Origin of the sequence: Iodobacter fluviatilis, from assembly GCF_900451195.1 — a bacterium.
GTDB lineage: Bacteria > Pseudomonadota > Gammaproteobacteria > Burkholderiales > Chitinibacteraceae > Iodobacter > Iodobacter fluviatilis.
This window is the reverse complement of the sequence record NZ_UGHR01000001.1, coordinates 2,657,346-2,671,025: the sequence shown is the minus strand read 5'-3', so window position 1 is coordinate 2,671,025 and position 13,680 is coordinate 2,657,346. Positions and strand designations below refer to the sequence as shown.

Annotated in this window: 21 protein-coding genes; 4 read left to right on the top strand and 17 right to left on the bottom strand. The window is 52.4% G+C overall.

The annotated features are described in order from the left end of the window. Nucleotides 1-3: 3 nt before the first annotated feature. The 9 genes from DYD62_RS12345 to DYD62_RS12305 are packed head-to-tail and all read right to left on the bottom strand — an operon-like array spanning nucleotide 4 to nucleotide 5,721. A complete protein-coding gene (locus DYD62_RS12345; protein WP_233702911.1) occupies nucleotides 4-525 on the bottom strand; it encodes a phage major tail tube protein in 522 nt (173 codons plus the stop codon). Then, the gene (locus DYD62_RS12340; RefSeq protein ID WP_115227612.1) at nucleotides 525-1,958 is read right to left on the bottom strand and encodes a phage tail sheath subtilisin-like domain-containing protein; all 1,434 of its coding nucleotides are present in this window, start codon (nucleotides 1,956-1,958) and stop codon (nucleotides 525-527) included. The genes DYD62_RS12345 and DYD62_RS12340 overlap by 1 nt, the downstream gene beginning before the upstream one ends. 2 nt (nucleotides 1,959-1,960) lie before the next feature. After that, entirely contained in the window at nucleotides 1,961-2,170 is a 210-nt protein-coding gene (locus tag DYD62_RS12335; protein WP_115227611.1) for a hypothetical protein, read from the bottom strand. After that, nucleotides 2,167-2,631, bottom strand: coding sequence for a Gp37 family protein (locus DYD62_RS12330; protein ID WP_115227610.1), 465 nt, complete (start codon nucleotides 2,629-2,631; stop codon nucleotides 2,167-2,169). Before DYD62_RS12330 ends, DYD62_RS12335 begins: the two co-directional genes overlap by 4 nt. After that, entirely contained in the window at nucleotides 2,631-3,092 is a 462-nt protein-coding gene (locus tag DYD62_RS12325) for a gp436 family protein (RefSeq protein WP_115227609.1), read from the bottom strand. Before DYD62_RS12325 ends, DYD62_RS12330 begins: the two co-directional genes overlap by 1 nt. Beyond that, nucleotides 3,092-3,424 carry a DUF2190 family protein gene (locus DYD62_RS12320; protein WP_115227608.1) on the bottom strand — a complete coding sequence of 111 codons (333 nt, stop codon included), beginning with the start codon at nucleotides 3,422-3,424 and terminating at the stop codon, nucleotides 3,092-3,094. The genes DYD62_RS12325 and DYD62_RS12320 overlap by 1 nt, the downstream gene beginning before the upstream one ends. After that, nucleotides 3,421-3,657, bottom strand: coding sequence for a DUF7210 family protein (locus tag DYD62_RS12315; protein WP_115227607.1), 237 nt, complete (start codon nucleotides 3,655-3,657; stop codon nucleotides 3,421-3,423). The genes DYD62_RS12320 and DYD62_RS12315 overlap by 4 nt, the downstream gene beginning before the upstream one ends. 6 nt (nucleotides 3,658-3,663) lie before the next feature. Next, a complete protein-coding gene (locus DYD62_RS12310) occupies nucleotides 3,664-4,593 on the bottom strand; it encodes a major capsid protein (protein WP_115227606.1) in 930 nt (309 codons plus the stop codon). A gap of 27 nt (nucleotides 4,594-4,620) precedes the next feature. After that, nucleotides 4,621-5,721 (bottom strand): peptidase, encoded by a 1,101-nt coding sequence (locus tag DYD62_RS12305; protein WP_115227605.1) that lies wholly within the window; start codon nucleotides 5,719-5,721, stop codon nucleotides 4,621-4,623. Between the two features lie 193 nt (nucleotides 5,722-5,914). Here DYD62_RS12305 and DYD62_RS23625 point away from each other — a divergent pair, with 193 nt between their 5' ends. The 4 genes from DYD62_RS23625 to DYD62_RS12285 all read left to right on the top strand — a co-directional run bounded on the left by DYD62_RS23625 (nucleotide 5,915) and on the right by DYD62_RS12285 (nucleotide 8,081). Beyond that, entirely contained in the window at nucleotides 5,915-6,538 is a 624-nt protein-coding gene (locus tag DYD62_RS23625; protein WP_115227604.1) for a hypothetical protein, read from the top strand. Further along, nucleotides 6,456-7,277 (top strand): hypothetical protein, encoded by an 822-nt coding sequence (locus tag DYD62_RS12295; protein WP_132038635.1) that lies wholly within the window; start codon nucleotides 6,456-6,458, stop codon nucleotides 7,275-7,277. The genes DYD62_RS23625 and DYD62_RS12295 overlap by 83 nt, the downstream gene beginning before the upstream one ends. Nucleotides 7,278-7,356: 79 nt before the next feature. Then, the gene (locus tag DYD62_RS12290; RefSeq protein WP_099398298.1) at nucleotides 7,357-7,641 is read left to right on the top strand and encodes a hypothetical protein; all 285 of its coding nucleotides are present in this window, start codon (nucleotides 7,357-7,359) and stop codon (nucleotides 7,639-7,641) included. A gap of 74 nt (nucleotides 7,642-7,715) precedes the next feature. Continuing rightward, nucleotides 7,716-8,081, top strand: a complete 366-nt coding sequence (locus tag DYD62_RS12285) for a hypothetical protein (RefSeq protein ID WP_115227602.1) — start codon at nucleotides 7,716-7,718, stop codon at nucleotides 8,079-8,081. A 270-nt stretch (nucleotides 8,082-8,351) separates the two neighbouring features. Here the strand turns inward: DYD62_RS12285 and DYD62_RS12280 are convergent, their stop codons facing one another. From DYD62_RS12280 to DYD62_RS12245, 8 genes are all read right to left on the bottom strand, one after another. Next, nucleotides 8,352-8,567 (bottom strand): KTSC domain-containing protein, encoded by a 216-nt coding sequence (locus DYD62_RS12280; RefSeq protein WP_115227601.1) that lies wholly within the window; start codon nucleotides 8,565-8,567, stop codon nucleotides 8,352-8,354. Between the two features lie 62 nt (nucleotides 8,568-8,629). Continuing rightward, nucleotides 8,630-9,820: a DUF935 domain-containing protein gene (locus DYD62_RS12275; RefSeq protein WP_115227600.1), complete on the bottom strand. Its 1,191-nt coding sequence runs from the start codon at nucleotides 9,818-9,820 to the stop codon at nucleotides 8,630-8,632. Further along, entirely contained in the window at nucleotides 9,817-11,316 is a 1,500-nt protein-coding gene (locus DYD62_RS12270) for a terminase large subunit domain-containing protein (RefSeq protein WP_115227599.1), read from the bottom strand. Before DYD62_RS12270 ends, DYD62_RS12275 begins: the two co-directional genes overlap by 4 nt. Continuing rightward, the gene (locus DYD62_RS12265; protein ID WP_115227598.1) at nucleotides 11,313-11,858 is read right to left on the bottom strand and encodes a DUF3486 family protein; all 546 of its coding nucleotides are present in this window, start codon (nucleotides 11,856-11,858) and stop codon (nucleotides 11,313-11,315) included. Before DYD62_RS12265 ends, DYD62_RS12270 begins: the two co-directional genes overlap by 4 nt. 69 nt (nucleotides 11,859-11,927) lie before the next feature. Next, nucleotides 11,928-12,242 carry a hypothetical protein gene (locus tag DYD62_RS12260; protein ID WP_115227597.1) on the bottom strand — a complete coding sequence of 105 codons (315 nt, stop codon included), beginning with the start codon at nucleotides 12,240-12,242 and terminating at the stop codon, nucleotides 11,928-11,930. Continuing rightward, a complete protein-coding gene (locus DYD62_RS12255) occupies nucleotides 12,235-12,570 on the bottom strand; it encodes a hypothetical protein (protein ID WP_115227596.1) in 336 nt (111 codons plus the stop codon). The genes DYD62_RS12260 and DYD62_RS12255 overlap by 8 nt, the downstream gene beginning before the upstream one ends. A gap of 285 nt (nucleotides 12,571-12,855) precedes the next feature. Further along, complete coding sequence (locus tag DYD62_RS12250) at nucleotides 12,856-13,104, bottom strand: DUF2644 domain-containing protein (protein ID WP_115227595.1); 249 nt, start codon at nucleotides 13,102-13,104, stop codon at nucleotides 12,856-12,858. Next, nucleotides 13,091-13,627 (bottom strand): N-acetylmuramoyl-L-alanine amidase, encoded by a 537-nt coding sequence (locus DYD62_RS12245; RefSeq protein WP_115227594.1) that lies wholly within the window; start codon nucleotides 13,625-13,627, stop codon nucleotides 13,091-13,093. The genes DYD62_RS12250 and DYD62_RS12245 overlap by 14 nt, the downstream gene beginning before the upstream one ends. Between the last annotated feature and the right edge of the window lie 53 nt (nucleotides 13,628-13,680).

Below are 13,680 nucleotides of genomic sequence, written 5' to 3'. Positions count from 1 at the left end.
GGACTAGCCCCCAATATTCTGCCGGTACTCGTCCAGCATATCCTCCCCATTCACACGGAAGATGTTAGCCATGTAATCCAGCTCCAGGATCTCCTCGCCATCCATCACCTGCTTGATATACGTCGCTGAAAAACTGGCGGGGAATTCTGCGTTGTCGTGCTGCTTAAACGTGCCCAGCGGATTTTTTTTAAAATTGACCGTGAGGAACGTGACCAGAGCAACTTGCTGCACTCGGCCTTGGCTGTTGTAGGTTTCGACGTTAGAGCGGCACTGCAGCTGCACGGTTTTAAAAGGGTTGGCCATGATCTTGGCCACATCTTTGTAGAGCGAGTTCCATTTAATCTCACCCTCTAATTTTTCAAACCCAGCGGGCAGCTCGATTTTGCCCACCATTCCCAGCGCCTTATGCTCTTGCATGATTGCTGTCACATCCGGCAACTTAATTTCCTCCGCTTTACCTAGCAGTGAATTGCCATTCACATAGATATTAGCGTTGGTAATGCGGTTGATTTCGATCCTAGCCATTATTTAGCCCCCTTTAATGTGAGCAGGTATTCCGATGTGATCTCGGTTTCAAAGGTTAATCGCTCCATCGGTGGCGGTGGGGTGTATTTGTAGCTGATGAGTAAATGCCCAGCAGCCAGTTCCGTCTGCGGGTTACGTGCTGGATCAAACCAGGCATTAAAACCCAGTAGTGCCCCATCGCCGATCAGCTTGCGGCCATAGCCATTTGCTGATTCAACCAGGCTATCGATGAGTGCTTGATTCAGCGGCATATCCGTATATTGCAAGCTGAAGTAGCGCATGCTTTCGTTCAGCATATCGCCAGTACGCCGCACGTTTTCAAAATTACGCATATGCGTCACGGTAGGAAATGCAGCCGTGCGATTGCCCCACAAACGCATTCCAGTGCCGTAGCTATTAAATACCGTGGTAATGCCCACTTCATTGAGCATATTCACTTCAGAGCTGGGGTCGTCAATCATGGCGGAAAGCTGACGCTCTACGCCGGTAATGCCCAGCAGCTCCTGATTAGAGCTGGACCACCAAAACCCCTTGTCGAGATCGACTTTGGCCCGCAGGCCAGCAGCGCGTACCGACAATGGCTCCAGCCGTTCGGCCTGCAGTACCGGGTCGTAGACCTTCACATGCGGATAGCAAAGCCGCACGCGATCGCTGGAAGTATTAAAGTTAATCGTACCGGCTGGGCCACGGCCCGCGAGAGCCTGAGCAAACGTGGTGCCAATCGGCGCGTCAATATAGGTAAGCGCATCCAGCTGATCCGCCATCGCGCTCAGCTCAGCTGACACTGAGTTTTGCGTGCAGAAAGCCGGAGCGATCAGGATTTTGGCAAAGAAGCCAAACAGGTTATAGGTATCTTTAAGCGCTTTCATTCCAATACGCTGGCCTGCGGCGTTTACTGCGCCAATGATGTCTGCAGACGTGACCTTGGTCGGGTCGGCGTAGTCATACGTCACTTTGAGCGGTGGCGGTGATGCAGGGATTGCGCCGGTTTTAATCCGGGTAATCACCCCGCAGACCAGATCAATTGAGTAATCAGTGCCCGCCACATAAGTGGTGACGTTATCCCCGCTTTTAACCGTGGCATTTAATAAAGCAGGCTTGCTGGTTTTACCGCTGCCGGTGCTGACATCCAGTGCAACCGATTCGGCCGCAATATTGGTTTTATGTACTGCAGGGTCGAGCACGTTAATGATCAGCACTGTGCCAGCGCCAAAATCGTAAATGCCATCCAGCGCCTGTGGGATAGTAAACCCTGGTAGTTGAGGCCCAAATACCGCGCCGTCTGTTTCTGACCGGCTTAAGGTAGTGGCATTGACCGGCCCAATGGGCGCGGTGCCGATCAGCCCAATCACTGCGCTTTTGACGGTTTTTACTGGGCGCGGACCTCGCTCTAATTCAAGGGTTTCTACACCGTGTAAATAGTTTGCAGGCATGATTAAACTCCTTCTGCAGCAGCGGCGGTCTTGCTGGCCTTGGCCGGTTTTTCAATCACGACAGTGAGGTGGCCCAGCGCCAGCAGGGTTTGGGTATATTCATGCTTTGCGGGCAGATCCACTTCTGCGCCGTCATGAAACATGATTTCAGTTTCAGCCTCGCCATCACGCAAGGTGACACCAGAGCTTGGGCCTTTATATAAATACTTCATGGTGCCTCCTCGTAATTCACAACAGTGAGCGGGTGCTCGTTTGCTACTTCTGTGTCTTCCACCAGCATGCCGCTAGTAGATATATCTAATGCGTACTGCCATAAACCGCTGGCTTGGCCTAAAAATTTTTCACTGACCGCACGTATCTTTTTGCAGTCGGGAGGTCTAAAACCCACGATTGCACGGCGGGCCAGGTCCAGCACTTCAATTGCGCCGCCCCGGCCGTTGAGCTGTCGCACCACCACCGTGATGGAGATTTTGATAGCGCGAGGCTGTGCAATAAACCCCGTGTCTGTCGTGTCATCAAACTGGCTACCTAAATAACTCACCAGCAATGCGCCCAGTGAATGGTTCAAGGTGTAGTTTTTAGCGTTTTCTGGGAAATACTCTACGGCCAGCTGCGGCAATTTCAAATGCAGGCGCTGCACCACGGCATCCAGAATCTCTACGGTGCTGGCCATTAGTAGCTATCCAGTAGTTTTTTATTAAACCGGCGCTCTGATGTACGCACTTTCATTTCACCAGATTCAGGTGCGGCTTCACCCGTTGGAATGCCTATGGTGAGCTTGCCGTCCCGGATCTGCTCCAGCATGTGCATTGACGCTTTATAAGTACGCACTACGGCATCGGGTAAATCGCCGCCCTCAGGCCGCCGGGCATACAACTCATGGCGGGCCAGCTTGATGGTGAGGTCTTTAATCACGGTAGGCACGGGCAGCAGCGGCAGCGTGTAACGGCCACGCAGGTGCGAGTCCACTACCTCTTCAGCTTGCCGCACCTTATCCTCAATCACTTCCATCATCAGCTGCGGCGGCGTAACCGTGCCACCGTAGCTGAGATCTGGCTGCGCATCATTGCTTAGCGCAATCAGCGTTTGCAGAGGAATGGCCAGCTGCAGGTCAGCCAGGGTGCAATAGCGCATCAGATTCCCCGAACAATCCTGATGAGATCACCCGCTGCCGTAGCCGCATCCAATGCAAAACCATTGCCTGCGCCGGTGGTTTTGACAATGGCACGGCCCGCCGCATCGGATTGAATTTCGCTGCCTGCAGTAATCGCTGCACCTGCCTCTACCAAAATCACCCCCAATACATTGGCAGGGGCCATACTGTCTGCTGCAGTTTCTGCATCGATCACGCCCAGCGCTTTGGCTCCGCTGGCGCAGACATTGCCGTCAAAGCCAACAAAGCGACGGGCTGCTAAATCAGTAGCCGCCATGACAGAGGCGGTGAGAATGACTATTTGCGTTTTCATCGTTTAGTTCCTTTCGTTGGCGCTTCAGACTCAAGGGTTTCCGGCGGCTTGAGCGGCTGTTCGATCGGCTCTTGCGGCTCCAACGGCTTGAATGATTCAAGCGGCTGTTCCAGCGGGTTCAGCCATTTAATGAGCCGGGCGGCTTCAGCATCGTCCAGCTCGATGGTGTCGCCTTCAAAATAGCGCTGGCCGTCGTGCTCAAGATCGGTGCTGTGAATAAGGTATTTTTTCATGGCGGCTTATCCGTTGGTGTCAGAAATCAAGTAGCCCGCATCCGCGCCAACCACCACCACTTTATAAACATCGGTGTGGCGCACGTAGGCAACCTTGTGGCCTTCTGCATCGTACTTATCGGTCTCTGGCATGCCCTTCTTTCGCAGGGTATAGCCAAAAGAAGGCACATCATGATCATTGGATTGACCCTCGCCTGGCTGGGCCACATAAGCAAGAGACACGCTGTCGCCCCAGATATCACCTAGCCCGCCAAAGGGAGTGGCTGCCAGCGCTTCGCCAATATAGATATTCTCAATGCCCCATAAGGCTTTGAGGTGCTCAAGCGTAATCAGCTTGTCCTGGTTTGACCCCAGTGCCGCCGCCAGCTTGGTATGAAATTTCAAAGCGGCATACACAGCCGCGCCAATTGTGGCCGTATTCGGGCGCATACCCGTGCGCTGGCGAATAACCTCTTTGCCGTCTTCCACGGCCTTAATCGGGTCACCGCCGTTATTGCTCCACTGGCTGGAGCCAGACAACACAATCTTGGCCCCGCTCAGATAGGTGTTGGGGTTTTGTGCCAGGTTGGCCGCTCGAACTTCACGCCCCAAATCAATGGCATCTTTCACGCGGCGGGCAGCTTTGGCTTCTTCGTTAAACATGGCCTCAGCCTGCTCGCGATAATCCACGGGGTAGGACAGATCATGCTCGCGCAGAACTACATCCAGCTCATCAACATCATCCGTCGTCATCACATTGGATTTGGCACGGATCGCCCGCTCGGTATCCCAAAGGCGAAATGCCTCTTTACCGAACAAGGGAATAATCCCCGCTTCTTTGTCCATTTCAGCGACGGGGAACAGCCCTTCGCCAATAAATTGCGCATTGCGATAACCGCGTGCCAAGCTAGTGAGCACGGGGTCTACAACGCGAAGCCTTTTTAAACGATCTGCCATGATGATGATTCCTTATTAATAACGGGGTTACAGAAGCGCGCGCACGGCCTGCTCGTAAGGGATGCTTTTTTCTACGGAAAGCGCAGCAGCCCTTACGTGCAGATTCAAGCGGTCTGGATCGGTTGTGGTTTCAGCAAACTCAACAGTCTTGCTGTGCGCTGTGCCTGCCTTGTCTTTGGTGGCGTGCTCACCAAAATCGATCACCTTGGGCAGCTCGGAGAGAAAACCTTTCAGCGCCGTTGGCAGGGCTTGTTTTGCAGCACCCTCGCCAAATTCCAGCACTTGTTCGCCGTTTGCAAAATCCAACAGCGCAATCACGGTGTCTTTGTGTTTAGGGGCCAGCGTGCCGTCGGCAATTAGCGTTTCCGTATAACTTAGGTGCTCGTCGTGGCGCTGTTCTGCCAGCAGCTTTTTCTTTTCTGCATCGGCAAAGGCCACTAGCCCTTTGAGCTTGATGTTTTCTGCTTCGAGAGCAGCGGCTTGTTCTGGGGTCACAGTAGACTCCTTGATAACGAGGGTAGGTTCGGAAAAAGCGGGGGAAATTTCGGGTTCGGGCTGGGCGGCTTGCTCTTGCACCCAGTCCACATCCCATGAGGAAAGGGCTTTATTGGCCTCATCCAGCCCAAACTTGCCAATCATCCATTCACGCAGGCCACGAAAGATGCGGGAGACGGCACCGGCAGGCAATTCGCCAAACTCGATCACGCCGTCTTCGTCTTCGGCAAATTCAATCTGCTTCAGCCCTTTAACACCCGGAGGCATTGCGCCGAGGAAACCCACATGGCGCAGGTAGTACACGCCAGGTACGGGGTTATTCGCAGCATCAGGGGCGTAAAACGAGGCGGAGATTTTTTTGTAGCGCCCTTTCGTAACCATCTCGGCAAATGCCACATCAATCTGCTTTGGCTCAGCCAATAGCCCTTCAGCATCACTACCGAGCGATTTCACCCAGCCATAGGCAGGGGCGTCATGTTTGGGGTGGCCAATCACCATCGGCGCTTCATGTAGCGCCGGATCGTATGCAGCGGCACACGCTGCTAAATCTGCGTCAGTAAAATCCAGCGTCACCCCACTCATTGCGGTGTGACGGCCGGGCTTAAAAATATGGAGGGGGGCTGGAGTAGTCATGACGCTATTTTCAGCGCCACGGGGGGACGGGTCTTTTAATCGACTTTACAATTAGCAGGGGAGGCACAACCCAACATCCCAGAATAAAGATCAAAAAATGCCATGATCATTCGGGTGAGTGCTGTGTTGAAACGGCTGGGTTAAACTATGTGACAGGCTCAATTTTTTCAGGAATTTTCAAATTAGGAATTATATGTTTATCACTGCAGTAACTGCCGTTGTAGGAAAAAACACACAGCCATTTCAGACCGTCTTATGCCCCGATCAATATGTAGGGCGGATCTTAAAACTTACAAAAGAACAAATTGATTTCGAAAAAAGGGTGAGCGTAAATAATCGACCAGCAAATCAACCCTGTGTGATTTTGATACTCGAATCGCCTCATATAATGGAATTTAACGGCCAGCCAGGGCCGGCCAAAGGTCCCACAGGGAAACGGATACGAGAACATCTGCAAAATTTGCTACCGAATAATGCTCCCATTCCGAAGGGGCTCATACTATTGAACGCCATCCAAAATCAATGCTCACTAGGAGTTACGACAAAAACATACAGAGATAAAGTTTTTTTATCGGCTTGGGATAGCTATGCACGTGAGGATTTTATTCAGAGGCTTAAAAACGTATTGCAAGTTGGTGATCTTGTCGTGAATGCCTGCACAAAGGGAAATGACCCTAAAAATCATCCAGAACTTCGACAATTAGTTGAGTGTGCGATCAGATCTGTTAGAGCCAATGGGAGCGACTATCGATTCTGTCACCCTGTATCGTGGTATAGCGAACAGAATCGAAAATCAAGTTGGAAAGTTTCGAAGTGAGGTAGTTTGGGCTGATACAACTTCAGCCAAGCTACCCCGTTGCAACAGGAGGAAAGGAATACCGATGAAACTCACCGCCGCAATACTCATTTTTGCCGCTTCATTAGCCAATGCTGAAGAGGTTTATGACGGATACGATTCCTACTATGCCTCTTTACCCGGAGCGATTTTTCACGCTGAAGCGGGCTATGAGATGCAGCCATTAAGCACTGGCCAAGGGATTAAATATGCTTGGGAAGGTGTGGCTAACGGGCGCAAGCAGCGTGTTGTTCTGGATACAGGCCGTATTCAGATCAATGGCCGATATTTAACGATGCAATCTGCGGTGATTTTTCCAAATGAGCACAGCAACAGGGATGATTTTGGCAGGGCTACTTCGGTTTACTTTTCCAAAGACTTTACCTGCTTAGAAAGCGTTTCCCCATCGGCCAGTGGTAGTGCAGTGAGGCACACCGCCGTTCACCTTATTGGAAACAAGCCCAAATCACGGGTCTTTATGAAACTGCCCAGCTTGTTTGCTTCCTGCAAAGGGGTTCGTTTGAATCAACAGGGTGTAATCACCTTTGATAAAGTGGAATACCGCTATGAAAAAAACGCGGACTTCCCTTCAGGCATTACCTTTACTGAATATACAAGTGATGGCAAAAAATTCTACAAATCTGACAAGCAAGTCACTGCAAAATTTATTGAGCCAGAGAATGTATATCAATTTGTGATTGAAAAAGCCGCTAAGGACTAGCCCCGCTGCTCAACTCCCTAAGTAAATCATTAAATGCACACCCTCAAGTGTTGCGCTTCCAATTCATTAAGGTATTTTTATGTTGAAAACGACATGCTGTGTTTTGGCACTATTACTTTCTGCTGCTGCCTATTCCGCTCCTGCAAAGAAAGTTTGTAAACCTGCACATGGCGAGGTTTCGTTTGAAGATGCAGATGGCAATACAGAATTATTTGCGAACCTGAAATTTTCAATTCGCCGAGTTTCAGATGGCAAAATATTATACAAAGGCGTAACAGATAACGATGCAAAAGCAAAATGGCAAGGCGGCTGCGAGGGCGATAAATACCTAGTCCGACAGGATGGCTTTCTGGATGCTGAATAAACGCAGCGCAATCGCTTGGGCTAGTGACTGCACTGATCATATTGATAAAACATCATTACAGACTGGGATGCCACATGTTTTTCAAGAAAAAAACACCCCCTCACCCCTACGATCATACCGATTTTGGAAGGGTGTTCGGCTGGTGGCTTTGTTTGGATGGTGAGCGAATTGCTGATGTGAATTACTGGGCTTATGGCGTAAGCAGCCAGTTTTGGCATGAATACAAAGTTTTCCCATTTAATGCAAAATTTAACGATATTGGATTTGACCCTGACAACTGGTCCTTAGATGGGATCGCCTTAGAAAGCAGGTTTGCGGAAGGGTATTACATTAAGGACTTCATTATTCATTCTGTCAGAGACAATCTGATTATGATCAGGAACGCCCATGTTCCTAAAGAGCAATTTATTTCTGCGATGAACAGCTCAAATCATAGCTAGTGCGGGCATGGTATGCGTGGCTGAAAAACAGCGAAGGATTAAGGTAGTTTAAACAGAGCGTAAAGCCTTTATAAAGCTTTAGAAGCCTTTGCTGTGCTTGCTCTGCTACGCTTGCTTATCAAGCGAGAGCAAAGAGCGTAAACAGGCTCATTATCGGAGAGCTGCGCGGGTGAGATGATCCAAGCAAGGTAGCTTGGGCTGGTACCGCTTCAGGCCAAGCTACCTCCATGGCTTCAAAATTATTGCCCCCTGCAAAACCACAGACTTTCCCTAGCGCAGTTTGCGGTAACGGTAAGAGGCGTTTTTGATGCGTGCATCAAAGTAAGAGCCTTTGGAGCTTGCCGCCATCAGTGCGGCGTGGATGGCTGGGGGCACGTTGTAATACTCGTAGCGCCCACCGTTTCGAAAAGCGATTTGCAAGGTTTGGCTTGCTGGGTCATAGCCAACGGCTTTCAGGTTTGAAGATGAAACGGAGATGAGATCCATGATTAATCCTTTGCTGGGTGGGGTTAAACGGAAAAGGACGGTCGGGTGTTTTGCAAGATGCCTTACTCCTCCTGCAAATCTCCCGCCCGCAGGTGGTAGGCCCGCATAAAATAGGCGGGGGTGAATTTTGCTCCTGCTTGCATCAGTTTTTCATCTCTGGCCGATAGCGCTTCATCCACCTCTTTTTGCTCCCACATACTAAAAGTAGGCCGTGCCACACCCTCGCCAAAATTCAGCTCGCAAATCCATGCGATCAGCTGATTGAAGGTTTCCTCAATAATGGACTTATCGCCATCGCGTAAATCGCGGGTCACCTCCAGCCCAGCCGTCGCGCTGGCTTTATTGCTAGTAGATTCGGTCGTTTGGTTCTGGCCAAGCAGGGCAATGGAGACCTCAGAGCGGCAAAAGTGTAATAAGCGCTCATACACATCGGCACTACCGGCCTTGCCTGCGGCTTCTTTGATCTCCACGCTGGAATCATCAGGGATCACGGCCACGGCGTCTTGCACCATATTTTCAAGGCTATCGAGCAGGCGATCGGATTCTGATTCGGGTGTGCCGCGTGGGTGTTTTCCCACAATCCACGGCATGCCGAATTTCTCAGTAAAGGTCACCCAGAATTTCAGCCCGCCTTTTTTGAATGTGGTGGGCCAGAACACCATGCTCAGATCGGGGAAGCCGTAGGGATTGTCATAACTCGGATCTTGGCGAGGCAGCAAAAACTTGCGGTCTGGCAGTGCTTCACCTTCGATGCGGTTTTCTTTAGTCCGCAGGCGCAGCTCGTTTTCCTGGCTGAATACGAACCACTCGGCGGGCTTGCCAATAATATCGATCGGTACGATATAGCTGCCCACTTTGCCCCAGACGATCTCCATTGGCTGATAGCCAAACAGCACCGCATCCAGCATTTCATTAATGATGCGTTCCAGTTTTAACTGGCTAAAAACCGATTCAATCAATTTGCTGGCGCTGCTTTTGGCTGACTCGCGGTTAATACCCCATTCCAGCGCTTTAATGGCGGATTTACGGCGGCGGATAAATGCCCCTACGCTGGAATCCGAGCGCAACTCTCTATAGACCTTGATATCCTGGCCCAGTTTTTTCAGCACCGTATCCGGGTTCGGCAAATACATGCCGAGGCCGTAGAAATCGATACTACGGCTGCGCGTGGCCAGCTGCTCTGATAGTGGTTTGCGCTGCTCGCCAAACTGTACGAATTCTGTGGGGCTAACCCATAATCCCTTGGTTTTCATTGGTATCCCCGTGTAATTTTTTCACCGCCACGGCGGCGGCGTGATTTCGCCGTGACCGGGCCTTTATTGAGTTCACGGCTGGCAAAGTGAGCCAGCGTGAGGGCAATGGCCGCATCGCCGTGCCGTTTGCCTTTGTCTTCCCCAGTGCTACGTTTGTCTGCAATACGCGGCACACCTCTTATTACTTCAATGGCACGCAGATCGGCCAAAATGTCGGCGTCCTTGGGCAGGTCAGTAATAGTGCCGTCTTCCAGTGCGGCTTTAACCGGCGGCATGTGCTCGCGGTACCAGCCTTCGCTCAGCATCACCTGCTGGATGCGGCTGATGCCATAACGCTGCATGGCATACTCGGCCAGAAACTGCCCGTTGCCGCGAGCATCAAATGCGCCACCCATAAAACCGGGCAATCTATCTAATAAATAAAAACAGATTTGTTCCTGCTGACGGAACGGCACATTGCGCAGCTCTAAAACAAACGGTACACGGCATGTCAGGTTTTGCAGCTGGATCAGCGGCACATGCACACTTAAATCGCCGCTACGGCCAAAATCCGCACCATTGAATGAGATGGCATTCGTTGGCAGCTTGGCCAGCGGCGGTGCCAGCTTTTCTTCCAGCCAATCCCCACATTCCGCTTTGCGAATATGATCGGGCAATAGCTCAAAGCCTGCTTTGCATTCATAGCGCAGCACAGGCGTGTCTTTATTCATGCGGGATTCAATCAGCGCCCGTGATAGCCATGCGCCGCCGCTATTCTTAGGCACGCAATCCAGCTCTTCATCGGCATCATCGCCGTAGAAATCACGGATTTCTTTAGCCCATTGGGCCTCACCCTCTGCAGTCCATTCCTGGCCAAGGCGCAGGCAGATACGCTGATACAGCCCTTCGGCCAGTGCATCATCAAAGGTTACGCGATGCACGCTGTAGGGCTTTTTGCCGGAGCGGGTATCGGTAATCAGCTCGTTAAACGGGTTATCCACGCCATCATGGGTGGAGATCACATGCACCTGGCCGCCCCACATCAGCAGCGCCATCGCGGCTTTAAGCAGCTCACCCAGTTGCTCATGAAAAGCTGCTTCATCAATGATCACGCGACCCGCTTTACCGCGCAGATTGGATGGGCGGGAAGACAGCGCTGTAATACGGTGGCCAGAGGCAAAGCGAATCACAAAGGCGAGAATGGCTTTTTCATCATCGCCATTGATAAACACTTCTTCGGTCTCTTCAATCTCGCCAGCGGCTAAGCTGTAGTGCTTGGCCCAGTCGGCACAATCGCGGATAAATTCCTGCGCCATATCCTTGTTGTAACCGATATACCAGGTATCCATGCCACTTTGGCTTGCGGATAGCAGCGCCGAATCGGCGGCTTCACCCCAGGACAAACCAATCCGGCGTGATTTTTCCATCACCTTGACCGGCGAGGTATCGGCGCACCAGCGCTGCTGGTAAGGCAGTAAAACCGTGGGTGCGCGGGCGGCGCGGACATCGGCTGTCATGCTGCAATGCCCAGAATCTGGCGGCGGATGGCATCAGCGGCGGCATCAGATAAACCGCCATTTTTAACCACTTTTTCTACCGCTGCAGCGGCTGCATCTACCCGCGATTGCAGCTCTAAACGGAATTTTTTCTGGTTCACCGAGGCACGGGCCAGTGTGGCGATGTTTTTAGCCGCGTCTGACAGCATGGCAATGCGGTCTGCCGGGTTGACATCCTCTGCCGTAGCCTCTTGCAGATTCATGATCGAATCAAACAGCTCGGTTTGCACCAGCGCCACCAGTGCTTCAGAGCGTGCGTCTTTATCATCTGCCGCGCCTTCGGTGAGCATTCTTGCGGCTTCGGTGCTGGCCTTAATTGCAGCAAAACGCCGCTCTATTTTTTGGCCGTAGCGGTGAATGGCGCTTTTGCTGATCACATAGCCTTGCTCGCGCAGCATCTCCTCCAGCGCCTGATAGCCGCTGAAATTGCTCTCAGTGAGCGCACGCTCCAGCCAGCGCCTTGCATCTTCCGGCAGGCCATCGATACTGCTGCGGCGGGCCATATTAGATTGCCTCCCGCAGGGCCGCCCCAAGGGAGGCAATCCCCCTTGGGGGGAGTATGGGGGGCCGGATCATGAGGTGCTCCAGTATTTAACAGGCCGCGCAATGCCGGGTTCGCACTCGATGGTGTACTCGGCAATATCTACCCCACAGCGGGTCAGATCTGCAAACCAAGTGCCTGATGGCTCTTTGCGCAGCTCCACAAGCTGGCGATCGCTCAGATAATCCAGCTCGCGCCGAACCTCTAGCGCGGTGGCATCGGGGTAAATGGCCCGCATCACTTCCAGCAAAAACTGCTCGTTACTGGTGTGCGGGCGGGCTTTATCCAGGGTGTTGATCAGGTTCCAGCGCATGGATTCGCGGCGGATTTTGACGAAATCAGTCATTGCGGGTGCTCCTTAATTGAGTGACTTCCAGCTTGGAATACAGCGCATCCAGCTTGGCCTCCAGCACGCTCTGCCCCCGGATGTAGTCCTCGCGCCGCACATATTGAATGGGCAGCTCGGCTAAGTGCTTGAGCCAGTCCCGCTCTAAGCGCGTGAAATCGTCATCGCGCTTGATCAGCGATGTTTCGATTTGCGTGAACCGTGCGGACTGGCGATCTTCAAACTGCTTGAACAGCACTTTAAGCAGGCTAATCAGCAGGCCAAAAAAGAACACAAACACCGCTGCCGCACAGCTCAGTGCCTGCCAGAAATCGATATTGATGCTCATGATGGCTGCCGTTGTTTTGAGATTTGTTGGCAAAGACAGTGCTGTTTAGTGCCTTCGGCGCGTTGATTTTGGAGCGGTAGCCACCGCGGGGGCGTTCCGTAAACAGAATGTTGGGTTACGCGATAAAGCCTGCTAACCCAAGCTACGAACTCCCCTTAAGTTGATAGGATTGGGTTTCAATGATGCAATGCTTGCAAATGAGAGGTCACGGGATGACAAAAGCCTAACTTGATGGCTATGAGCTGCTTTATCGCGTAACCCAACACCGACTCCTCTTGATTGATTTCACTGCTCTTTATGCTTTTGTAAATCAGCTGCATCGAAGCCTCCCTTGCGGGTGGCCAGCCAGTGCCGGGCTACGGCGTAGCCACCCACCACCCCCAGATAAACCAACCAGCCCTCGCTGCTCAGCGTGCCTGCCCAGCCTTGCTTGATAAACACCGCCGTGGAGGCCGCGCAAGCCACATTGGCCCACAGCTTGCTATGGCTTAAACGCTTGGTTTGCGGATTGGTGATCAAATCAGAGAGCGGCATTGACGCCCCCAATCAGATGGCGTGGCAGCGGCTGCATGCCACCCGCCAGCCAAGCGGCCACGCTAAAGCCGGGGCAGGTTTTGCGGTATTCATTGGGGGAGATGTTGCCGTCGCCGTTTAGATCCGGCGATAAATCGCGGTGGCCGACAATGTGCGCCGTGGGGAAGCGGCGCTGTAAATAGCGGATCTGGCTTGCTAATGCCGCCCATTGGCTGGCGGTAAACGCATCAGTGCCCACCAAGCAAATGCCGATAGAGTGGGCATTGTGCCCGGCCACATGCGCGCCCGGCTCATCAATACTGCGGCCGCTTTCCAGTACGCCGCCGCAATCGATCACCCAGTGGTAGCCCAGGGCGGGCAGGCGCGGATTAAAGGCCCGGCACGCCGCCGCACGGCGCATAAAGCCGCGCCTGCTGTGCCAGGCATCCATCACCTCTGCCGCACTTTGACCCCCGCCACCCAGACTGCGGCCATTTAAACTGGCCGAGCAATGAATCACAATCTGCTCAATGCTGCGTAACATAGCCACCCCCTAAATAAAACATGCCGCTAGTTTCAGCGGCATGGTTGGGGGGC